The organism is Flavobacterium sp. GW823-FHT04A11 (assembly GCF_058796535.1).
In genome coordinates this window covers 4,310,517-4,334,116 of the sequence record NZ_CM179503.1, presented here as the reverse complement: position 1 = coordinate 4,334,116, position 23,600 = coordinate 4,310,517, and the positions used below count along the sequence as shown (strand labels likewise).

The 23,600-nt window shown below is 33.8% G+C and carries 22 protein-coding genes; 16 read left to right on the top strand and 6 right to left on the bottom strand.

What is annotated here, in order from left to right:
- Positions 1-12 precede the first annotated feature (12 nt).
- Positions 13-990 carry an AraC family transcriptional regulator gene (locus tag AC3QL1_RS18730; RefSeq protein ID WP_492493657.1) on the bottom strand — a complete coding sequence of 326 codons (978 nt, stop codon included), beginning with the start codon at positions 988-990 and terminating at the stop codon, positions 13-15.
- A 585-nt stretch (positions 991-1,575) separates the two neighbouring features.
- Here AC3QL1_RS18730 and AC3QL1_RS18725 point away from each other — a divergent pair.
- From AC3QL1_RS18725 to AC3QL1_RS18685, 9 genes are all read left to right on the top strand, one after another.
- Positions 1,576-1,875: a hypothetical protein gene (locus AC3QL1_RS18725; RefSeq protein WP_042562737.1), complete on the top strand. Its 300-nt coding sequence runs from the start codon at positions 1,576-1,578 to the stop codon at positions 1,873-1,875.
- A gap of 36 nt (positions 1,876-1,911) precedes the next feature.
- Positions 1,912-2,322: a hypothetical protein gene (locus tag AC3QL1_RS18720; protein WP_492493656.1), complete on the top strand. Its 411-nt coding sequence runs from the start codon at positions 1,912-1,914 to the stop codon at positions 2,320-2,322.
- Positions 2,323-2,353: 31 nt separating this feature from the next.
- Complete coding sequence (locus AC3QL1_RS18715) at positions 2,354-2,830, top strand: Dps family protein (RefSeq protein WP_492493655.1); 477 nt, start codon at positions 2,354-2,356, stop codon at positions 2,828-2,830.
- A gap of 90 nt (positions 2,831-2,920) precedes the next feature.
- Entirely contained in the window at positions 2,921-3,376 is a 456-nt protein-coding gene (locus AC3QL1_RS18710; protein WP_492493654.1) for a DoxX family protein, read from the top strand.
- The gene (locus AC3QL1_RS18705; protein ID WP_492493653.1) at positions 3,366-4,778 is read left to right on the top strand and encodes a tyrosinase family protein; all 1,413 of its coding nucleotides are present in this window, start codon (positions 3,366-3,368) and stop codon (positions 4,776-4,778) included. Before AC3QL1_RS18710 ends, AC3QL1_RS18705 begins: the two co-directional genes overlap by 11 nt.
- Positions 4,756-5,376, top strand: coding sequence for an SCO family protein (locus AC3QL1_RS18700; RefSeq protein WP_492493652.1), 621 nt, complete (start codon positions 4,756-4,758; stop codon positions 5,374-5,376). The genes AC3QL1_RS18705 and AC3QL1_RS18700 overlap by 23 nt, the downstream gene beginning before the upstream one ends.
- Before the next feature lie 17 nt (positions 5,377-5,393).
- On the top strand, positions 5,394-6,743 hold the full coding sequence (locus tag AC3QL1_RS18695; protein WP_492493651.1) for an alginate export family protein: 1,350 nt from the start codon (positions 5,394-5,396) through the stop codon (positions 6,741-6,743).
- A 100-nt stretch (positions 6,744-6,843) separates the two neighbouring features.
- Positions 6,844-7,602 (top strand): alpha/beta fold hydrolase, encoded by a 759-nt coding sequence (locus AC3QL1_RS18690; protein ID WP_492493650.1) that lies wholly within the window; start codon positions 6,844-6,846, stop codon positions 7,600-7,602.
- A 297-nt stretch (positions 7,603-7,899) separates the two neighbouring features.
- Positions 7,900-10,083: a sensor histidine kinase gene (locus tag AC3QL1_RS18685; protein WP_492493649.1), complete on the top strand. Its 2,184-nt coding sequence runs from the start codon at positions 7,900-7,902 to the stop codon at positions 10,081-10,083.
- A gap of 106 nt (positions 10,084-10,189) precedes the next feature.
- On the opposite strand, the gene AC3QL1_RS18680 is transcribed toward AC3QL1_RS18685, so the two are convergent.
- The 3 genes from AC3QL1_RS18680 to AC3QL1_RS18670 form a co-directional block, all read right to left on the bottom strand.
- Positions 10,190-11,755: a sigma-54 interaction domain-containing protein gene (locus AC3QL1_RS18680; RefSeq protein WP_492493648.1), complete on the bottom strand. Its 1,566-nt coding sequence runs from the start codon at positions 11,753-11,755 to the stop codon at positions 10,190-10,192.
- Positions 11,756-11,836: 81 nt separating this feature from the next.
- Positions 11,837-13,207, bottom strand: a complete 1,371-nt coding sequence (locus AC3QL1_RS18675; RefSeq protein ID WP_492493647.1) for a sigma-54-dependent transcriptional regulator — start codon at positions 13,205-13,207, stop codon at positions 11,837-11,839.
- A 311-nt stretch (positions 13,208-13,518) separates the two neighbouring features.
- On the bottom strand, positions 13,519-14,457 hold the full coding sequence (locus tag AC3QL1_RS18670) for a helix-turn-helix domain-containing protein (protein WP_492493646.1): 939 nt from the start codon (positions 14,455-14,457) through the stop codon (positions 13,519-13,521).
- 1,050 nt (positions 14,458-15,507) lie between these two features.
- Between AC3QL1_RS18670 and AC3QL1_RS18665 the strand changes: the two genes are divergently transcribed.
- The 7 genes from AC3QL1_RS18665 to AC3QL1_RS18635 all read left to right on the top strand — a co-directional run bounded on the left by AC3QL1_RS18665 (position 15,508) and on the right by AC3QL1_RS18635 (position 22,018).
- Entirely contained in the window at positions 15,508-16,194 is a 687-nt protein-coding gene (locus tag AC3QL1_RS18665) for an alpha/beta hydrolase (RefSeq protein ID WP_492493645.1), read from the top strand.
- 22 nt (positions 16,195-16,216) lie between these two features.
- Complete coding sequence (locus AC3QL1_RS18660; protein WP_492493644.1) at positions 16,217-18,019, top strand: amidohydrolase; 1,803 nt, start codon at positions 16,217-16,219, stop codon at positions 18,017-18,019.
- Positions 18,020-18,096: 77 nt separating this feature from the next.
- Complete coding sequence (locus tag AC3QL1_RS18655; protein ID WP_492493643.1) at positions 18,097-19,041, top strand: alpha/beta fold hydrolase; 945 nt, start codon at positions 18,097-18,099, stop codon at positions 19,039-19,041.
- A gap of 113 nt (positions 19,042-19,154) precedes the next feature.
- Entirely contained in the window at positions 19,155-19,844 is a 690-nt protein-coding gene (locus tag AC3QL1_RS18650; RefSeq protein WP_492493642.1) for a hydrolase, read from the top strand.
- Between the two features lie 18 nt (positions 19,845-19,862).
- Positions 19,863-20,291, top strand: a complete 429-nt coding sequence (locus tag AC3QL1_RS18645) for a DoxX family protein (RefSeq protein WP_492493641.1) — start codon at positions 19,863-19,865, stop codon at positions 20,289-20,291.
- Positions 20,292-20,684: 393 nt separating this feature from the next.
- Complete coding sequence (locus AC3QL1_RS18640; RefSeq protein ID WP_492493640.1) at positions 20,685-21,098, top strand: DUF1348 family protein; 414 nt, start codon at positions 20,685-20,687, stop codon at positions 21,096-21,098.
- A 53-nt stretch (positions 21,099-21,151) separates the two neighbouring features.
- Positions 21,152-22,018: an alpha/beta fold hydrolase gene (locus AC3QL1_RS18635; protein ID WP_492493639.1), complete on the top strand. Its 867-nt coding sequence runs from the start codon at positions 21,152-21,154 to the stop codon at positions 22,016-22,018.
- Positions 22,019-22,090: 72 nt separating this feature from the next.
- Here the strand turns inward: AC3QL1_RS18635 and AC3QL1_RS18630 are convergent, their stop codons facing one another.
- Positions 22,091-23,164, bottom strand: a complete 1,074-nt coding sequence (locus tag AC3QL1_RS18630) for a redoxin domain-containing protein (RefSeq protein ID WP_492493638.1) — start codon at positions 23,162-23,164, stop codon at positions 22,091-22,093.
- A 72-nt stretch (positions 23,165-23,236) separates the two neighbouring features.
- On the bottom strand, positions 23,237-23,596 hold the full coding sequence (locus AC3QL1_RS18625) for a VOC family protein (protein WP_492493637.1): 360 nt from the start codon (positions 23,594-23,596) through the stop codon (positions 23,237-23,239).
- Positions 23,597-23,600 lie beyond the last annotated feature (4 nt).

Below are 23,600 nucleotides of genomic sequence, written 5' to 3'. Positions count from 1 at the left end.
GAAGTTTCCCTATTATTTAAATGATTGATGTTTTATAAATTGCTGATTATAAATAACAGCCTGATTTTTTTCACCGTTGTTAAAGTCTTTCCTCAATGCACTGGGTGCATTTAAAGTCTGCGTTTTAAAATAACTGCAAAAATAATTTAGATCGTTAAAAGCGAATAATGCGGCAATCTCTTTCATTGATTTATCAGAATGTTTCAGCAGGTATTTAATCTCATCAATAAGTTTCTCATTAATCCATTCATTTATCGTTTTTCCTGTACAATTGCTTATTACTTTCGAAAGATAATTTTCGTTGATATTCAATAATTTAGAATGTTCTTTGGTTCGCATTAATAAAGTGTCCTGACCACTTATAAGCTGGCTGAAATTATTTTCCATGTTTTGACGAAATGCGCTCACAATTGTGGTGTTTTTTTCGCTTTCCATTTTCATTTTTAAATCTTTTTTCTGATGTAATTGCGTTAAAAACAAAAGATTAAGAATAAGGTTTGCAATAAGTTCATCTTTATATTCCATTGTTGAAATCGATAAATCATAGATCTCATCGCAAGTCTGCTCAAAATATTTCATCCTTTCCTCAGTCAGATCGCAGGAAAATACATTTTCTCCACCCAACTCCAGAATAGTATCAATTCCCGCAGGAAAATATTGCAGGAGAAAGCTTTTTCGAAAACTAATCATGTATACTTTTTGAATTTTTGTCCAATAGCTGGAGGTAAATGATTCGGGACGGGAAATTATGATTTTGTTAGAAGTAATTTCAATTTCTTTATTCCCAATATAATAAGTGCCGCATCCGTCGATTATTAGGAACAAATTATAAAAATCAGGTCGAAATGTTGGCGACTGCAAAGGTAATTTTATCCCAATTTCATGTAGTTCTATAAAACTAAAATTCTCACTATTGTAAGTGGAAATCGGTAGATTCATAAAAGCCAGACATTCAGTAATTTTACTCAAATTGGTTAATACTGGTTTCATCTTAAGTTGCTTATATTTAGTTATTTGGCTTCTGTATATGTTGATTTGATTTTTCAAAATTGCATAAAAATGTAATCATATAAGTCGCAAATCCTGACTAAAAATTATAATATTTAAAGATTTTAACTTTTAAGCAATACTTCTTCCCTTATAAAAAGCTGCGCGCATTCTTTTGTATCCAATTGATGGTGTAAAATCCTGTTATTTATTACTAGGAAATTATTTTGGCATTATAAGAATTAAGAAATCCTGATACTTGTGTAATCGTTTATTATTCTGATAGATACGATAGACTACACTTAGTAAAATCTACAATAATATTCCAAATCTTTAATATTTATAATTTTTGATAACTTTTCTACAGAAACTCCGGTTGTGTTTAGAAGTAGTTTTGCTCTAACGAAAACGAAATCTATTTGATAATGATTTTTATATCAATTTTTCAAATTATAAATTATTTGAAACAATAAGAAAATCTAAGACGGTACACGACTATCTATCAAACTATTTACCAGAATAATAAAATATTTACTTAACAATCAGAGTCTGTTATAAAATATAGATTCTTAAAAAAACAAAAACAAAATGACAAATTACGATACACTAACAGAGGCAATAACTGTAAAACAAGCAGAGGGATACACTTTTGATTTTAATCTTAGTAACTCAACATTAGACTGTAAAAAGTTAAACAGAACATTTGATTCTACTGAATTTAATGTGGATGCATTTTATCGATTTGAAGGAGATTCTAATCCGGATGATTCTTCAATACTTTACGCAATAAGCACAGAATATGGTATAAAAGGGTTATTGGTAGATGCGTATGGAGCGTATAGTGATAATCTGAATGCAGCCATGATTCAAAAATTGAAAATGAGATAAATAAAAAATATAGTGATTAGAAAAAAATATAAAGATATGGGGACAATTAAAAGATTGCAGTCACAAAATAGAATCAAGGGATATTTTGAAAGTATCACTTTAAGCGATAAAACAGAAACAGGATTTTTATCAAATCCTATGGTGACCAACAATGCTGTTTTTAGAAAAGTTATTGAAAATTACGACTATAACTTACACATTCCGGCAGAAGGTCAATATGTTATAAGACTAGATCGCGAAATTGAGGATTCGTCAGGAATAGAAAATGACTTTTTTTCCGGAGGTACATTTTTAATCGGAGAAACAGTTACAGAAGTGCAGAAAACTAAAAAGATAAAAACGCAAGTCAATCCTTCGTTTTTGATTTACAAAACTTTGAGATCATACGCAATGCCATTTTTAAACTGGAAGCGTTTTGTAAGTGACTCAAGAATATTAGATATATAATTTTTATTTATAACATTTTAAAAATATAAAAATGAACGATTTAAATGCCATAGGATTAGATACTGTAAAAAGTAAAGAGTTAGCATATCAATTGAATGATTTACTCGCTAATTATTCAATATTTTATCAAAATGCCAGAGGATATCATTGGAATATTAAAGGTGATGATTTCTTTGTACTGCATCAAAAGTTTGAAGACTTATACAATAATCTCTTTTTAAAAATTGATGAGGTTGCAGAGAGAATACTAACCTTAGGATTTAAACCAAACCACAATTTTACCGAGTATTTTAAAACAGCTTCAATTTTAGAAACAAATGAGGTAATTAATGGACAGCATTCTGTTGGTAAAGTTGTAGAATCACTGGGAATACTTTTGGCAAAACAAAGATTGATCCTTGATCTGTCTGCAGAAATAGATGATACAGGAACGAACAGTTTAATGAGCGATTACATTCGGGAACAGGAAAAAATGGTCTGGATGTATTCGGCATATATAAAAAATTAAACCACTATAAAGGTCATGTATTGAAGACAGGAAACTGTCTGAAACATAATATGCAAAAGCAAATATTAATTACTATTTAAATAAAACATTATGAAAAATAAATTACTTGAAACAAGCGAATCATATGCGCCTCTAATTTTGAGAGTTGTCCTGGGTTTTGTTGTATTGATGCACGGTATGCAAAAATTATTAGGCTGGTTTGGAGGCTTTGGCTTTTCTAAAACCATGTTATTTTTTACTGAATCGGTGGGATTGCCATGGATTATGGGCTTTTCAGTAATCGTTCTGGAAACTCTTGGCGCAATTGCCCTTATTATCGGATTGGGAACCAGGGTTGTTGCCTTTTGTTATATACTACTTCCGCTGGGGATGATATTTACGACGCATCTTAAAAATGGATTTTTTATGAATTGGTTTGGAACACTAAAAGGAGAAGGCTACGAATACTTTATTTTCTGGATAGGAATGGCTCTTGCCTTATTAATATTAGGCGGAGGCAAATACGCAATAGACAAAAATTTACAGAACAATAGATATGGAAAATAATAACAGAAGATTATTCTTGAAAAAAGTAGGGATGGCTTCCTTTGGTTTAGCAGGTTTACCATTGATTTCGTCGTCATTAATTGGGTGTAAAGAGGACAAAACAAATCCGGATAACGGCAGTTCTGAAAACAAAACGTATTCAAATATCGTGGTAAGAAAGAATATTGCTGACATTCCTGTTGATGATCCTGAAATAAAGTTGTTTAAAGAGGCGGTAGGAATCTTAAAAAAACGTTCTAAAATATCGCCTTTGGATCCAATGGGCTGGCAGGCAAATGCTTTGTTGCATACAACTTTTTGTGCTACAAGTATGTATTCTAATCAGGTACATTACAATTGGTATGTATGGCCGTGGCATAGATTGTACTTGTGGTCGCTGGAGCAAAAACTCCAAAAAGCAGTTTCTGAACCCAAATTGGCATTGCATTACTGGGACTGGACAAAAAATAATTTTATACCCGAACATTATTGGGGAGACGAAAGCAATCCATTATATAATGCTTCAAGATTTGTGGGGCCAAATGATAAAATACCCAATGACTTTATTAATGTAGGCGCAGGTTTTAGAGCGAATGACTATAAAACTTTTGGAGGATATCCGGCGATCAAAAAGAATGGTGATGCGCAGTTAGATGGTTTGGCAGAACAGTCTTTTCATAATAATATCCACAATTGGATTGGCGGGCAAATGGCCACTTTTGTAGAGTCTGGTTTTGAACCCATTTTTTATGGTCACCACGGAAACTGTGATCGCATTTGGGATGCCTGGCGCGCATATAGTCCAGACAATAAATTACCTGAAAGTGAAGAATGGCTTGAAAAAAAATTATATGCAACAGATGGCAATGGGCGTCCGGTAGATTTTAAAATAAAAGAATTATTGAAAACAGAAGATTTAGGCTATCGTTTTGCCGATTTAGATCTGAATCCAAATTTTTGTAATCCCTATATTGAAGGAGATAAGCCAAAGAGAAATGAGTCCAAAAGGGATTGTATTGCACCCTTAAATCTAAAGACTTCAGATACAAAATCCATAAGCAAGGATTTTGCTGACAAGGAAAGATCTCACGTTATACTGCATTTTGAAAGAGCGCAGCTTCCGTATCAGCCATATTGTGCCAGAGTATTTTTTGAGTATATGATTGATGGAAAGAAACAAAGCAAATACACCGGAACTTTTACGATTTTGCCAATTCTGGATATAGATTCAGTGCTGTTGCAAAACGGAGTATTTCTTCAAATTGAAATTGAAAAGGAAATTGCTCAGGCCCTAGATCAGAAAATAAATATTGATGTAATTTTTCAGCCTGTGCCATTACCCAATAGAAATATTCCGGACGAAATTTTAAAATTAGCAAACATTTCAATTTATAAGGATTATGAAAATAGAAATGAACATTAGGGTTTTACTTTTTATAATGCTTTTCGCAGGATGCACGAAGACTGATAACCTTCCCATTTTAGGTGAATTAACAACTGATCCGTTAACCGGAAAAAACAAGTATTATCAAACACCGGAATTTCTGTTAAAAAATCAATTTAACAAGGAAGTAACTCATTTAGATTTTAAAAATAAAATACAGGTTGTTGATTTCTTTTTTACCAGTTGCCCAACGATTTGTCCTAAAATGACAAAGCATTTAAAATTAGTAGAGAAGGCTTTTGAAAAAATAGATGAGGTCGCTATCGTTTCCTATAGCATAGATTATAAAAATGATAGCCCTGAAGCGTTAAAGAGGTATTCGGAAAACTATAAAATAAATAATAATAAATGGACCTTCCTGACTGGTGAAAGTGATGTCGTTTTTGAACTTTCCAAAGATTATAAAGTAAGGGCATTTGATGACGGTAATGCGGATCAAAGAAACATAATTCATGATGGCACATTTGTATTAGTCGATGGCAAAAGGAGAATTAGAGGGTATTACGATGGTTTAAGTATAAAAGATACAAACAGGTTGATTCAGGATATCAATACGCTTATCGCAGAGGCGGAATGAAAATAATTTTTAAACAGATGAAAAAATATTACCTAATTTTTATAGTTGTATTTAGTTCCGCTGTTTATCCACAACAAATAAATGAATTCAGGTTTTTAAGGTATAATGATACTATTTCAATTGATAGTACAAATCAAAATTTTTATTATAAAATCAAACAAATAACGGTATCTCAAAAGTCGAAGGTATTTCTTTTTTTCGGAGGTGAAAACAGGACTCAATACCAATATTTTGACAATGAAAACTGGGATGAAGCGTATAAGGATGAAAATGGTTTTATACTGAACAGGGCACTTTTGTATGGCGATTTAAAAATTGGGAATACGTTTCGGTTGTTTAGCCAATTACAAAGCAGTTCTTCGATTAGCAGGGTAGATCCTAATCCATTAGAAGAAAATCCTCTAGACATCCATCAATTGTTTTTTGATGTCAGGGTAGGGAATTTAAACTTTAGAATGGGAAGACAGGAATTGTATTATGGATCACAGAGATTGATTTCAGTTCGGGAAGGACCAAACAGCAGGCAGGCATTCGATGCGATGAAAATCATGTACCAAAGAAATCATTTGTCTGTAGATGCTTTTTATGGTTATTATGTCAAAAATAGCTTTGGAAATTTTAATGATAAGATTGACAAAAACACAAAGCTTTTTGGCTTGTATGCTAGTATAAAGGGAGTTAGGTTTTTAAACAATGTAGAAGTTTATTTTCTTAACCTCCAAAAATCAAAAAGCACATTCAATACCATTTCGGGACAGGAAAGTAGAAATACGGTCGGTTCAAGAATTTGGGGAACTCATTCTAATTGGAATTATGATATTGAAGCGGCCTGGCAATTTGGGAAATTTGATCAACAAAACATTAGTGCCTGGACATTTTCAATCAATAATTCTTTTAATTATCAGATCAATAAAAGAATTCAAAAAATAGGATTTAAAACGGAATACATCTCGGGAGATAAAATTCAAAATGATGGTTCTCTGGAAACATTTAATCCTCTTTTTCCAAAAGGGGCATACTTTGGTTTAGCTGCATTAATAGGACCATCAAATTTAATTGATATGCATCCTTTTCTGGAATTTCAGCTAACCCAAAAATTAAATTTTAATATCGATTATGATATGTTTTGGAGAGCTTCAGTGAACGATGCCATCTATCAGCCAAATGTTTCGGTGTTATTTGATAGCTCAAATTCAACTTCGAAAAAAATAGGAAATCAATTAGGAGCTTCATTTGATTATTCGATTAATAAGTACTTGAATTTTACCATAGAAGGAACATGGTTTAACAGCGGGAAATTTATTCAGGACGTGAGTAACGGTAAAGATATACTGTTTACGGCCAGTACTTTGACTTTAGTTTTTTAAAAATAATTTCATTACATCATTTCATATAATAATAACAATTAATATAACTATAAATTTTTTAAAGATGAGAAAATCAATTACAACTGCAGCGGTGATTTTAATGACCGCTATCGGAGCACCAATTCAGGCTAACACGGTTAGCCCAAACACTATTGTGATCGTGCATGGAGCATGGTCTTCTGCCGCAGATTTTAAGTCTGTTGAAGCAGAGCTTAAAAAGAGTGGAAATGAAGTGATTACAGTAAATTTACCAGGGCATGGAAGCGACAATACGCCTGTTTCGTCATTGACCCTGCAGGGTTATGTAGACGTTGTAAAAAAAGCAATTGGAACAAGAAAAAACATTACTCTTGTAGGCCATAGCTTTGGAGGAATGGTGATTAGCCAGACTGCTGAGCAAATTCCCGGACAAATCAAAAAACTGGTTTACCTGTGTGCATTTTTACCGGCAAACGGAGAAAGCCTTTTCTCAATTTCGGCAGCAGATAAAGAGACTCATATCGGACAATACATACAGCCGGATGAAAAAGTAGGCGTAGTAGGAATTGCCAAAGAAGGTATTTTGGATTTTTTCGCTGCAGATGCACCAAAAAAAATAGCAGATGTACTAGTTCCCAATTTTAAACCGGAGCCACTTGGACCTCTTGCAACTCCAGTTGCACTTACGGCTGCCAATTTTGGTAAAATAGAGAAGGTATATATTTTTACGGAATTCGACCATGCAATAGGGCTGACCTTGCAAAAAAGTATGGCAAAAGCAGCTAATATTACAAAGACCTATTCTTTACCTACCAGTCACACACCCTTCTTCTCGCAACCTGGAGTAGTAGCTGCGATTTTAGATCAGGAAGCAAAATAATATTGCTTCAACAGGATAAGATTTTGAATTTTCAAAACTTCTGTTAATTATAATCACTATAATTAACAGAAGTTTTTTATATAGTACTAAAATTTGACACTGTTTATCAAAAAATAATTCAAGACAAAATTTATTCATAATGACTCAACAAGAATAAGTTTAACCAATCTAAATCAATAAACTTTTAAAGAAATTAGTATATTCACCAAACTATTATGCTAGTATTATAGTCATATAAGAGCGTATTGACTTGATCCTTATCCCGGGGGAAATGTATGTCAACTAATTTAGAAATTTATGAAATCAAAAATTCTGTATGCTATAATCATTTTATTTTCGATAAATTCATATTCACAATACATCACTAAAAAAGAGTTTGAAAAAGCTAAAAAAGAGCTTCCGCTAGAAACAGATCAGATAAAAAAAGCGAGACTCCTTAACACTCTTGCCCTTTATTACGTTAGGAGAAATGAGTCTTTACAGGACATCAAAACTTCAGAAGACCTCAAGAGTCAATCATTTGAAATTGGAAAGGAATTTGGAGCGAAAGATATTATAGCAACCAGCATGCATATTGATATATTGATCGCTGTGCAAAGAAAAAATATTGAGCTGGCCACCATGTTAAAAAATAAGGCGCTGGAGTATACACAGCGAAACCTTCTGAAAAACCAGGAAGCTGAAATATATAGGTATATGGGCTTGGATTTTGAAATTCAAAGCACTGATAGCATTACTAGAGAAAAGTATATTCGTAAAGCAAATACTTTATTTAAAGAGGCTCATAATTTATATGGTGAAGGCGAAACCTATGCTGATTTAGCTGATTTTTATGAAAAAACACCAGATACTGCCTTTAAATATGCTAAAAAAGCAATTGCAATAAAGAAACATCTTAAGAATCCTGAATTTTATAGAGATTACACTATGGTGATACGGGTTTATTTTGGAAGAGGAATGTTTAAAGAAGGACTCGCTCATGCTCTTCAGGCTGACTTAAACGCTGAGAAGTCGCAGGCCAGCCCGCGATGGCGCTGTATTATCTACAATCAGCTTGGTATAATATACGAATCACTCAATAAGCATCATGAAGCCCTTATAGCATATAAACGGGGATTAAATATGGCTATAGAAAGTAAAAGACCCAATTTCGTAGAAACGCTGCGATTCAACCTTGCGAGGTACTTATATGATAATAATAAAATATACGAATCATTAGCCGTAATGAAAGATATCAAATCTTATGAGGCTAAAGACTGTAATACAAGATACCAGTCAATGTACATGCTGCTCTACACCAAATTGAAACAATACAATAAAGCAAAAACATATTATACGCAACTCTTACAATGTGATAGAAAGAAACCTAGAGAAATAGCAGTTGCTAATAGATCTATAATGCGATATTTGCTGATGACAGGGCAGGCGGATAAATCTTATTTTTATATTAATGAATTAAAAAAGCAGGCTATTTTAGAGAAAGACTACAGACAGCTCTTAGTGGCCGAAAAAGCATTTTATTCCGCTGATTCTGCTGTGGGTAATTGTGCCGCCGCATTGGAACATTTTAAAAATTATAAAATTCTAAATGACTCCATTTTTAATAGTAAAAACTCTCAACAGTATAATGACCTTCAGCTAAAATACGATACAGAGAAAAAAGATAAAAATATTGTACTTTTAAAACAACAAAGTGTTATCCATCAGCAGACCATACGCAAAGCAGAAATTTTACGATATCTATTTATCGCAAGTTTTCTTGTGTTAGTACTTTTGATTGCATTATTGTACAACCGTTCAAGAATTAAACAGCGTGCGCAAAATAAAATTAATGAGCAGAACGATCAGCTGAAAATATTGTTGTCGGAAAAAGAATGGCTAATGAAGGAAATTCACCACAGAGTAAAAAATAACCTGCAGATTGTCATTAGCCTTTTGAGTACACAGTCGGAATATTTGGAAAATGAGTATGCACTTGCAGCTATACAGAACAGTCAGAATCGTATGTACGCTATGTCACTGATTCATCAAAAACTCTACCAATCAGATGATCTTGCAACCATTGACATGGCGTGGTATATTCAAGAACTGGTAAGCTATCTCAAAGATTGCTTTCACGCAGATAAAAAAATAAATTATGAATTAGATACAGAATGTATCGAATTGGATGTTACTCAGGCCGTACCGCTGGGACTCATTCTCAACGAGGCTGTAAGCAATGCTATAAAATATGCTTTTACTAGTAAGGATAGCGGAAAGATCTCTATTGAGCTTAGAAAACAGGACTCTGAGAAATATCGTTTGGTAATTAAAGACAATGGAGTTGGCCTTCCTAAAGGTTTTGAATTACAAGGACAAGACTCACTCGGAATGAACCTGATGGTGGGGCTTGCTAATCAGATAAACGGTATATTTGAAATTGAAAACATGGCGGGATTAACTATCATCATTAACTTTAAGAAGAGAAATACCTTAATTTAGATGTCATGTGAAAAAACACTGAAATACCAGATTATAATTGTAAATGGGTATTTTACTTTATAGTTTTTTATTAACCCAGTTGCAATTTCTAAACAAGAAATCATCTTCAGTCTAAAAGATAATGCCTTTTTTTTATGCCCAGTTTTTGCATCTTGGATTTAAGTGTTGTAGATGGGATTTCTAGAAATGATGATGCGCTATTTGGACCTGAAACTTTTCCTCTGCAAAATTTAAGCACTTTAATGATATAATCTTTCTCAAACTCATGCCATGGTTTGATGCCATTTTTATCTTTGAGGTCTGCTATGATGCGTTGTTCACTTGGTTTAATTTCAGAAATAATATTTCCAGATGCCATAAGAAATGCTTTCTCAACGGTATTTTCAAGCTCCCTTACATTGCCAGGCCACTGATAAGTCATCAATGTATTAAGTGCTTTTTGGGCTACGGTTTTAACCGGTTTATTATACTTTTTACAGTGCCCACTTATAAAATATTTCAACAGAGTCTCAATGTCTTCAGGATGATTTCTAAGTGGTGGTACATCTATAGGAAAAACATTTAATCTGTAAAACAAATCCGCCCTGAAATTTCCTTTCAGCACCTCGTTTTGCAGATCTATATTTGTTGCGGCGATTATTCGGATATCTACAATCTTTGTAGAATTACTGCCTATAGGCTGAATTTCTTTTTGCTCTAAGGTTCTTAAAATTTTTGCCTGAAGTTCCAAAGGCATTTCCCCAACTTCGTCCAGAAATATTGTGCCTTGATGAGCTTGCTCAAATTTGCCCTTTTTTTTGGATGTAGCACCAGTAAAACTGCCTTTCTCATGGCCAAATAGTTCACTTTCAATCAGGTTTTTAGGAATTGCAGCGCAATTCACTACAATTAATGGTTTCGAATTTCTTTTTGAATTATAATGTACAGCCTTTGCAACTAGTTCTTTTCCTGTACCACTCTCTCCCTGAATGAGAACACTACTGTCCGTGACACAAACTATCTTGATGAGACTGCGTATTTTTTTTACTGGTTCGCTTTCTCCTATAATTCCCATGTTGTCGCCTATTTCATTTCGTGTATCAGACTGCGGGTAAAACGCTGAGACTGTAGCCGCATTATTTTTCTCGCGTACTAAAATGTTTGTCAAAGTAATTCCCAGCTGCACTGAAAGCTTTTTAATGAGATGAAAAGAATTTCTTGCCATGCTGGTTTGTTTGTCTAAACAAAAAAATAGTACCGCATTGTATATATTAAAAGTTATAGAATAAGTGATTACAATATGCTTAGAATCCTGATCTGCAGTTTCGATAAATGAAGGCATTTCTGATCCTTTTTCTATTTTTTTATGAGATAAGACCAATGGATCTGGAGAATGCAGAATCGAAAAAAAAAAGTCGGCTTTTTTATTATAAGATTCCTGCGCATACTTCTTGTATTCTAAAGTATTACTATGATAAAAGAGGTTGTAATGTTTTTGCATTTCATCCGTAATGCAAATAATCATTTCACTAATACCCAATATCCTTTTTATATAATCATTCACGGCATCATTGAGTTCGTTTCTTGTGGTGACAGGAGCCAGTGATTCGCACATGCAATTAATTTGAGATTGCTCAAGTTCTCTCTGCTGTATACGCATTATCATTTTTTCATTATCTATGCCGTATGCCATACTTCTGGATTTAACTTATAATAACGTTGAATTAAATATTAATAATAGTACTTTGAATATTATGTGATGATTGATTTCTAATTAAAAATATTCCTGTCCAATTCCTAATTTTTTCATTTTAGAATATAGCGCCACTGGTGAAATTTTTAAAATTGCAGCAGCCCCGCTTTCCCCGTATATTTTGCCATTGCAGATGTTCAAAATCTTCATGATATGATTTCTTTCTACAAATTGCAAGGAGTCTAGACTATCAGAATCTTTTGCTGCAATATTTCTATCAATATTAGCCGGCAGATTAATTTTTGTAATTTCCTGTGCTTCTTCCAGAAGTACACTTCGCTCTATCAGGTGCTCCAGCTCCCGAATATTTCCAGGCCAGCTATAGGCTTGTAATTCAGCTAATGCTTTTGATGTTATGCCCTTAATATTCTTTTTGAATGTAAGATTATAATTTTTTATAAAATATTGTGCAAGTTCCGGTATATCCTGCTTTCTTTCCCTCAGTGGAATCAGTTCAATAGGAAATACATTAAGCCTGTAATACAGGTCTAGTCTGAAACGGCCTTCAGCTACCTCACGCTCAAGGCTGCGATTTGTTGCGGCAATAATACGGATATCAACTTTTATTATCCCTATACCACCTATGCGCTCTATTTCTTTTTCTTGTAGCACACGTAATAACTTTGCCTGAGCATCAAGACTAAGTTCTCCAATTTCATCCAAAAAAAGTGTACCACCTTCGGCTTGTTCAAATTTACCTATTCTTTTTGAAACGGCTCCTGTAAAAGCCCCTTTTTCAAATCCAAAAAGCTCAGATTCAAGCAATGATAAAGGAAGAGCAGCACAATTAACAACAATCATGGGTTTATTTCTGCGAGGCGAATTTTCATGAATTGTATGTGCTATTTTTTCCTTTCCTGTTCCTGTTTCACCAGTAATAAGAACGGCAGCTTCTGTTGGCGCAACAATGCCTACTCTTAAGAATATTTCTTTAAGTGCTGGAGTGCTGCCTATAATCCCAGGGAAGATCGATACAGTATTTTCTTCTTTTTGAGAATGAAGCTGGCTTTGATTTTCTACAGCATATCGATAACGTGCAATGTCCAGCATGACCAAAAGATCTTTACGTCTGAAAGGTTTTACCAAAAAACCATAAGGATGCGTTTTTTTTACAGCTTCAAGTGTAGACTGATTTGTATTGGCTGAAACATATAAATATGGGATTTTTTCTTTAATAAGATCATGAGCTAAATCAATACCCGTTTCATTCCCTTCAATCATAATATCAAGCAACACCCAGTCAGGTCGTATGGTCTTGAGCGTTGTTCGAGCCTGAGCGGCAGATGATACTATGCCGATAACATCAAAATTGTTTTTTTTTAATATCATCTTGAGATCATTCGCAACAATGAATTCATCCTCAACAATCATTATTTTTTCTTTATTTCCCATCGTTTTTAAAATTCGATTGTGATACTTTCCCCGATCATTAGTTTAAGATATTGTATTTTTATTGTTACTTAAGGGCGACTATCTTCCTGAGTGCAATAAAAAAATACCATAGCTTTAATATGCGATATTAATTTAATGCTAAAGTAGTGGTTGCAAAATAATTTTCTGCAGTATGACAAAATTATAATAAAATATAAAATCATTTTATTAACTTCTTCGTGATATTGCCTCTGGGTAAAATATTACCACCCTTAGAAAACAAATTTGAATCTTTCCATGCTATTATTGTTTACTTTCTCTTCATTCAAATTTTAAGCCAGCACATTTATTGGAGGATTTTTGAAATTTTTTCGAAAAATGCCGGGAGCAGTTTTTGTATTTTTTTTAAAATAAGTGTAAAAATAATTTATGTCATTAAATCCGTATAGGTATGCTATTTCACTGATGGATTTATCTGTATATTGGAGCACATACTTAATTTCTTCAATTAACTTTTTATTGATCCACTGGCTTATGGTTCTTCCTGTACTGTTACAAATAATTTTTGATAACTGATTTAAATTTAGATTATGGCTTTCTGCGTAATGGCTAACATCAAAAAATCCGGTCATTTCACCAGAAAAAATCTTACTCAGATTATCGTCAACAGCATCCAGAAAGGCAGAAGCTTGAGGACTGTATTTTTTCCATGTCAAATCAGACTCGCTTCCTAAATTGTACTGCTGTATTACTAGCAGTAAATTGAATATTAGATTGGTGATCATTTCGTATTTATATGGTGCTGCGGATAAAGACTCATCGTAAATTTGAGTACAGATACGGTTAAATATTTCAGTTAAATCATCTGTAAGGGAAGCTGAAAACGTTTCATGATCTTCAAGTTTCTGAATATAATCTAATGATGCTGGCCAGTACTGATGTAGAAACTGCTTGTGAAAAGTAATTTTGTAAGCTTTAGTTACACTGTTCCATTTACTGAAAAGAAAAGCATTAGGACGTATAAAAAGGATATGATTTGAACAGATAGTATATGTGTTATCGCCTGTATGATACTGTGCCGATCCTTCAGTTATTACTACTATGGTAAAATGATCTGGCCTAAAAACCGGCATTTGACATGGCAGATTCAAACCCAGTTCTTCCATTTTAAAAATAGAAAAGTCATTGCAGTCCATCTCTTCACAAAGTGGAATTTTCAAGAAAGAAAGACTCTCTTTAAAGTTCCTCGTCTTAATTAGAATTGGTTTCATATAAGTTAGTTTTTTAAGGTTAATTAAACTCAGATTACTTTATTCAATAAAAATGAGCCGGCCTTCAACAAAAATTCCATGAGACTGCTATTCAAACTCTGCAGTTTCATTTTTAGGTTGCTAAAATTGCTGGTACCGCGTGCAAATTTTTGGCGCCTTTTGTATGTGATAGTACTTAATATTGTTTACAATCAAATAGGATCATAGGTGCCAATATGAATTTGTTTGATTGTTATTCGTAATGTGTATGCAAAAAACTCACCATTTTTTTAAATAACTGATTTGTAATTAGTTGGTTTTTATTTTAGATTTAAATTTTACTTTATTTCGTAATATGTAAAGTTGTTTCTGAACATTATTACTTATTGAACAGATTAGCAAATGCAAAAAAAAACTTACTTCTCAAAGAATTTAAGGAAATTGAGATGTTCACTGTCCAAATCCATAATTAGAAGCCATTCTCTGCTAATTTTTTAAAGAGAATTTATTTAGAAATCAGTTTTACTACCTGTAAAAATTTGCGGAAGATTTAGCTTTTTCAAAAATTTTCATTTTTTGACTTCTGCAATGAACGCTACGAAATGTATCTGAACGTAAGATGATTATTTTAAGAGATCTGGAATTCATTTTATTATTAAACATTTAAGTACAGAAAGATGTGTACCTGTTTCAAATGCGTAAAAGAGAGTGTGTTTAAATGCAGGAATAGTTCACAAAACTTTGTTTGTATGCAGTATTGTACTCAATATTAATGGTAATACCTTAATAAAGGTAGGTTTTACCAATATAAAGTGACTGAACTTTTTCAAATCTTAGTTTATTATAATTTTTAGTGAATTATTCACAGAAATGGAGCATTTCAATAAATGTAATTTTGTTTCAACAAGTAAGGGAATCCATTTTTGGTTTTATATCAGACTTAAAATTCCATAATTTCTAAGAGGTGGTTATCAAGCTTGAATGCGACAAATTACAAAAGAAATATTCCTTATTTCCACATTAAAAAGTTATAAAAAATAATGTTTTCTATAATCTCTAAAAAATATCACGATGAAAAAAATTAGAAATATTATCCTTGTTCATGGTGCATTTGCAGATGGTTCAGGATGGAGAGGCATATATGACATACTGGATAAAAACGGATATAATGTTACAGTGGTTCATAATCCGTTAACATCTTTAGAAGACGGTGTTCAGGTTGTCAATATAGCTTTAGACAAACTAGGTGAAAGCGCTGTTCTTGTAGGACACTCATACGGTGGAGTTATAATTACTGAGGCTGGTAACCATAAAAATGTGGCAGCACTAGTTTATGTGGCTGCATTTCAGCCGGGAGATGGCGAAACGGCCTTGCAATGGATACAAACTGCTCCACCTGCGCCAGAAAATGGAGTGCTGCCTCCGGATGAAAATGGTATTATTTATTATGAAAAAAATAAATACCATATGGGAATCTGTGATGATCTAAGTGAAGAAGATGCCAATTTTATGTATGCGTCGCAAGGTGCATTTTATGCTAAAGGTTTTGTAACGCCAATTCAAAACGCAGCCTGGAAATCAAAACCTGCGTACGGAGTAATTGCAACAGAAGACAAGAGTATTCCGCCGGAAATTCAGGAAGCCATGTACAAACGATCCAAAACAATTGCCACGTATGTCAAAGCAAGCCATGCGGTTTACATCTCCCAGCCTGAACCGGTGGCGGATGTGATTATTTCAGCTTCTAAAATAGATTAATAACTTATAAAAAACAGTCACAATGAGAAATTCTATACTCCTGGTAGTAATAATAATACTATTCATTTCCTGTCAGAAAGACAAAAAAGAAATTAATGCTGAAACGGCAGATTTAATTGTTACCAATGGTAAAATAGCCATTATGGATAAAAACAATACCATTAGCGAAGCGATAGCAGTAAGAAAAGGCAAAGTTATGGCATATGGAACCAGCGAAGAGATTCTAAAGCTAAAAGGGGAGCAAACCAAAGTTATTGATGCCAACGGTCGTACCGTTATTCCCGGACTTAATGATTCTCATTTGCATTTAACCAGAGGAGGACGTTTTTATAATGCTGAATTAAGATGGGATGGCGTAACTTCTTTAAAAACAGCATTAAAAATGCTAAAAGAACAAGCCGCCAGAACACCAAAAGGCCAATGGGTAAGAGTAGTGGGAGGCTGGAGTCCTTTTCAGTTTGAAGAAAAAAGATTTCCAACAACTGAGGAAATTAATGAAGCGACAGGAGATGTTCCGGCATTTGTATTATTTCTGTATAGTCGAGGCTGGATGAATAAAAGTGGTTTAAAAGCACTTAAAATAGATGAAAACACAAAACCGCCTGAGGGAAGTTCATACGAAAAAGGTCCGGACGGTAAACTGACCGGAGTATTATTGGCAGAACCAAATCCGACGATTCTTTATGCTGCAATTGGGGCGCTGCCTCCTATGGATAATGAGCAAATGCTGAATTCTACAAAACAATTTTACAGAGAATTGAATCGATATGGAATTACAAGCGGAATCGATGCAGGAGGTGGAGGACATGCGTTTCCTAAAGACTATGGTGCAACAAAAGAACTTGCCAATGAGGGAGAAATGCCTATAAGATTGTCGTATTACTTATTTCCTCAAAATAAAGGAAAAGAGTTTGCAGAATTTCAAAATTGGATTAAAACCAATAAAGTCGGTAATAATGGAGAAATTCATTTGGATCATGGATATGAATTAGAGGGAGGAGGAGAATTTCTGACATGGAGTGCAGGTGATTTTGAAAATTTTTTAGCGCCGCAACCGATGTTAGAAGACAGACCTTCTTGGAGAAATGACATCAAAAAAGTGATTCGTTTACATGTTGATAGCCGTTGGCCGTTTAGAATTCATGCAACCTATGGAGAAACCATTGCCAATATATTGGATGTTCTGGAAGAAGTCAATAAAGAAACAAATGGAAAATTAGCCCAACAAAGATGGCTGTTTGATCACGCAGAAACCATTACAGAACAGCAGCTAAAAAGAGTTAAAGCGCTGAACGGCGGTATTGCAATTCAGGCCAGAATGGCGTATGCAGGAGAATATTTTGTGGATCGATATGGAGCTGCAAAAGCAAAATATGCACCGCCTTTAAAATTAATGATCAAAATGGGAATTCCAGTAGGCGCAGGAACTGACGGAACAAGAGTTGCGAGTTATAATCCGTGGCCTGCATTATACTGGATGGTTTCCGGTAAAACGGTGGGAGGATTACAGTTAAGTGCTCCGGACAACTTACTGACTCGAGAAGAGGCACTTCTTTTATATACAAAAGGCAGCGCTTGGGTATCAAAAGAAGAAACTGTAAAAGGTACTTTGGAAAAAGGAATGTTTGCTGATTTCATACTATTATCTGATGATTATTTCAGCGTACCGGAAAGTAAAATCAAAGATTTATCGGCTGTTTTAACAGTAGTTGGGGGAAATATTGTTTTTGGTGACAAAGAGTTTGCAAAACTGAATCCTGCAATTGAAAAAGCAATTCCGGACTGGTCACCGGTTAATTTTTATGGAGGCTATCAAAAAAAGTAATTTCCGATAGACTGCTCACAAATATTTAGTCTTGGAAATATTCCAAAGGCAATTATTAAAAATCAAAAACAAATAAAATGAAGACAAAAATTATAATGTCAGTCGTAATAATTGTGTTTTTAACAGGCTTTAAATCTTATTCAAAATCCTGCGGAGAGAAAAATCCGGTTACATACAAAACTATACTCGTTGACAGTTTAAAAATTTTTTACCGTGAAGCGGGAGAAAAAACGAAACCTACCATTATTTTATTGCATGGATTTCCGTCATCATCACATATGTACCGAAACCTGATCAATGAACTTGCTGATCATTACCATGTAATTGCTCCGGATTATCCCGGTTTTGGGCAAAGCAGCGCTCCAACTCCGCAACAGTATCAATATACATTTGACAACTTATCAGTTACAATGGAGCATTTTATTGATAAATTAAAAATCACCAAAACGAGTCTTTACATTCAGGATTATGGCGGACCCATTGGTATGAGAATAGCGACACGAAGACCTGAACTGATTCAGTCACTTATAATTCAGAATGCAAATGCTTATGTGGAAGGATTGGGAGAAGTTTTAAAACCTTTGATAGCATATATTGAAAAACAAAATGCCGAAACTGAAAAGGCAGCACGCTTTTTTCTGACTATTGACGCCACCAAATGGCAATATCTAACCGGTGCAGAATCTCCTGAAAAAATAGCACCGGACAGTTATAGTATGGATCAGTATTATCTGGACCGAGAAGGAAATGATGTTATACAACTCGCCTTGTTTCGTGATTATGGATCTAATATAGCACTGTATGAAAAATGGCATCAGTATTTTGCTAAATACAAGCCGGCCCTGTTAGTTATCTGGGGAAAAGATGACCAGTTTTTTACTGCCGCAGGCGCAAATGCCTATAAAAAAGACAGTCCAAATGCCGAAATTCATTTATTAAGCGGAGGTCATTTTGCATTAGAAGAACACCATTTAGAAATATCTAAACTGATTATAAACTTTTTAAGTAAAAAAGTAAAATAGAAGAACTCAGACTAGATAATTAATAAAAAAAATAATCCAAAGTTTTATTCAGAACACGGGGTATACAAAACAAATATTAAAAAAAAACAATTAACCATTAAATCAGAATTATTATGAAAAATTTAATTTTAGCAACAGTAGCAGCATTATCGTCTTTAAATGCATTTGCACAAAAACCAAGTCCACAGCTTTTAACGCCTAAAAATCATACTTTGATTTTAGTAGATCACGAAAGCCAGATGGCATTTGCCGTAGGTAACATTCCGGTTGATCAGCTAAGAACCAATACAGCGCTGGTTGCAGGCGCATCTAAGATTTTTAAAGTGCCTACAATTGTTACAACGGTTGCCGAAGCATCTTTTAGCGGACCGGTTTTCCCTGAAGTTCAGGAATTTTATCCAAAAGCAAGTACTAAGTATTTTGACAGAACCAGTATGAATTTCTGGGAAGATGCTGCTGCTTACAAAGAAGTAACAGGTAAAGGAAATAAGACACTGGTAATGGGCGGTTTATGGACTTCTGTTTGTATTGTTGGTCCTGCATTATCAGCCATAAATGACGGTTATACGGTTTATGTAATCACAGACGCAAGTGGAGATGTAACAGACGAAGCTCATAATCAAGCCGTAACACGTATGGTTCAGGCAGGAGCAAGACCCATTACTTCTATGCAGTATTTATTAGAATTGCAACGTGACTGGTCAAGATCAGAAACTTATACTGCCGTGACAGATTTGGTTCAAAAATATGGAGGTTCTTATGGAATTGGTGTTCAATATGGCCGAGCAATGCTTAAACATTAATAGCGTAAAATAGAAATTATGAAAAATGTATTTTTTTCTCTCTTACGTTCAAATTTGGGAACAAAATGGAATAACATTGCTTTACTCTTTTTCAGGATTGTCATTTCATGTGAACTTATTTATGCCCATGGTCTAAAAAAAATAGGAATCGGGACGGCACTTGCAGAAGTTGTCCCTAATCCTTTGGGTCTTCCTGAAGCATTAAACCAGGCTTTTGCAACAACCGCAAATCTTGTCATGCCTATTTTTATCATACTTGGTTTAATGACACGCATAGCCACTTTACCTATTTTGGCGGTTACCCTGACAGGTTATTTTGTATTGCATTTTAACGATCCGGCTCTGGTAAAAGATGTTCCCCTGATTTACAGTCTTTGTTTTTTACTGATATGCTTTATGGGCGCGGGTAAATATTCGTTAGATCATTACATCAGCAAAGAAAAATAAATAAAAATGTAGGTTTTCAGGATCACGATTCTAATTTTTTACTTCAAAATAAAAAGTTATAATTAAGCTGAAAAAACAACAGTGTTAATAAAATTAATTCGCTTTCTAAAAAAGCAGCATTCTATTGAATGCTGCTTTTTTATTTTTAGGCTATTTCATACTTGTTAAAATTCTATATGAAATTCAAATTCAGATGGCTTTTTAGTAGGCAAAATTCTTTTTTAAAAATCAGTTTTTCTGTGTGATTTGACACCTTATTTCGTTTTCATTTTCAGAATAAAAAACTTCACTCCAATATCTTTATTTATTATAATTTTTGGTAAGAATATAACAGAAATGCAACTGGATTCAATGCCTAAGTTTGTGGTATAGAAATGCTTAAACATATAAAACATGGTGAAAAAATATCCAATTCCACCCTTTACACTGGAGACCGCAATTGAGAAAATTCAATTGGCAGAAGATTCCTGGAACAGCAGAGATCCGTATAGAGTTGCACAGGCTTATACTGCTGACAGCGAATGGAGAAACCGTCATTTATTCATAAATGGCACTGAAGAGATTATCACTTTTCTGACAGGAAAATGGTCAAAAGAACTCAATTACAAACTTAAAAAAGAATATTGGGCACATACAGATAACCGAATAGCCGTTCGATTTGAATATGAGTATCATAATGAAGAAGGACAGTGGTTCAGAGCTTACGGAAATGAAAACTGGGAATTTAATGAAGAAGGATTAATGCAGAGAAGATTTGCCTGTATCAATGACCTTCCGATTCAGGAAAGTGACAGAAAATTAATTTAATCAATTAGAAAATAGAGTTTAAAAAAGTAAAAATTTAATTAAAAACCATTATTATGAAAACAAGTTACCATACAAGAAAAATCAACGGAGTAGAGATTTTTTACAGAGAAGCCGGAGATAAAAACAAGCCAACGCTAGTATTGCTTCACGGATATCCAACATCGTCACACATGTTTCGAAATTTAATAAATGATCTGTCTGATGATTTTCATTTAATTGCACCTGATTATCCGGGTTATGGAAGAAGTGAGCAACCACCATTGGCGGATTTTGATTATACATTTGAAAATTTCAGCAATATTGTAAAAACATTATTGGATGAATTGGAAATTAAAAAATTCAGTCTTTATTTAATGGATTATGGTGCGCCAGTTGGTTTTAGAATTGCCAGCAGAAATCCGGATCAAATAGATACGCTGATTGTACAAAATGGCTGCGCTTATGAAGAAGGTCTTGAAACTTTCTGGGATCCATTCAGAGCACTTTGGAAAGATAGAAATGACAAAGAAGCAGCAGCTACATTAAGTACTTTTCATGCTCCTGACGGACTGAAATGGCAATATACACACAATGTTCCGGATGCTTCGGTAATTTCGCCGGACAACTGGGAAATTGATTTAAGACACTTAGAACGCCCGGAAAATGGTGATATTCAATTGGCACTTTTTTATGATTACAGAACCAATGTGCCTTTGTATCCGGAATGGCAGGAATATTTCAGAAAATACAACCCTGAAATGTTGATTGTATACGGAAAAGATGATTATATTTTTCCAGGCGTGGGAGCGGAAGCTTTCAAAAAAGACGTGAAAAATTTAGAGTTTCATTTATTCAGCACAGGACACTTTGCACTTGAAAGTTTTGGTAGTGAAATGGGGGCACTTATCAAAGATTTCCTTTTAAGAAAAACGGGGAAATAATGAAGTGGTAAAAGATGGGGTAGTTAAACGCCCCATCTTTTTTATATACAATTTAAAGCATCAAAAATAACTTTATGTTTTTTTGGTATTGGCTGATAAAATCTTTTCGATTTCTGTTGCCGAAAGATTAATACCTATGATAATACCTTTATCATCAATAAGATAATTATAAGGAATGTTTTCTATTCCGATATTGGTTTTTATTTTTTGCTCCTGATCCAACAGGTTTACCCAATCTAACTTATCTTTTGCGATGGCCGCAGTCCATTGTTCTTTATTTTTATCTATTGAAATTCCAACTATTTCAAAATTAGATCCTGCAAATTGCTGTTTTAAGGCAATAAGTTCAGGACTTTTTTTTCTGCACGGTCCACACCAGGAAGCCCAAAAATCAATAAGTACAAATTTTCCATTAAATGTTTTAAAATCAACAAGAGAAGCATTTTGGTCTGGCAGCGCAAAATCTATAAAAGGTTTTCCAACGCCGTAAGTACCTAATCTGTCCATTCCTTTTTTAAAGAATTTGAGGTCCTGCTCAGTTTGTTTGGTAATGTCTAAAAGAGCATAAAGGGTATTCAATTCTTTTTTGCCCAATATTGGATTTACCATTGCCAATTCGGCCAAAATTGCACCGCTAAACGGATGACTGCGATGTTTTTTCAAAAAGACGGTTAATTTTGAATATAACAGTTTATTGAAGTCTTTTTTTCCTGAATTTAATTTATAAAAATTTAAATATTCTGCCTGTATTTGCGACGAACGAGATCCTTTAATTTCGTCAATATGCATTGTCTCTACAGATTTTCCATCTTTATTGACTTTATTTACGCTAATCTGCATCTCAATATTATTATTCTCCAAATAAAATTGGGGAGCATTCTCTGCTGATTTTATATAAACCTGAGCGCTTACAGTATCATTGCTTATACCCTTAAATTCAAAATTATTATTGACAATTTTCACACTGTCCTCCACATTATTATAATATAAATAGGCAAAATTATCGGTAATATCGCCTTTAATATTACCATGAATTTTATACATTTTCAAATTGGTTTTTGAAGTGTTTTGGCTGTAGAGCGTTGCAGCTGCTAAAATTGAAAAAGACAATGCCCACTTTACAGGCTTTAGTTTGATTTTAATCATTTGGGTTATATTTATATTAAATGGTGAATAAGAATGCTATTGATTTTGGAATTTTAATAGATTATCAGGATTTCAAAGAGTACTATTCTGATCATAAACTTCAATTTTTCTGCCGTCCGGATCTGCAATTATTGTCATAAATCCAAAACTTGTCAGGGAAGGCTCTGAAAAAAAAGTCACATTATTCTGCTTCAATTTCTGAATAGTTTCGCTAAAGTTTTCAACTTCAAAACCCAAACGTAAATTTATATCCGGTTCTGATTGTTCTTTTGCTAAAGGATAAATTTCCAAAATTGTTTTTCCAATTGAAGCGCTATAATGAAATGGCGAATTTCCATGTTTGTGATATTCAAAACTTAATCCGAATAAGGTATAAAAAGCCGCCAGCCTTTCCGGATTTCCGGATCGTAAAACTAATAGTCTAATGTTCATAATA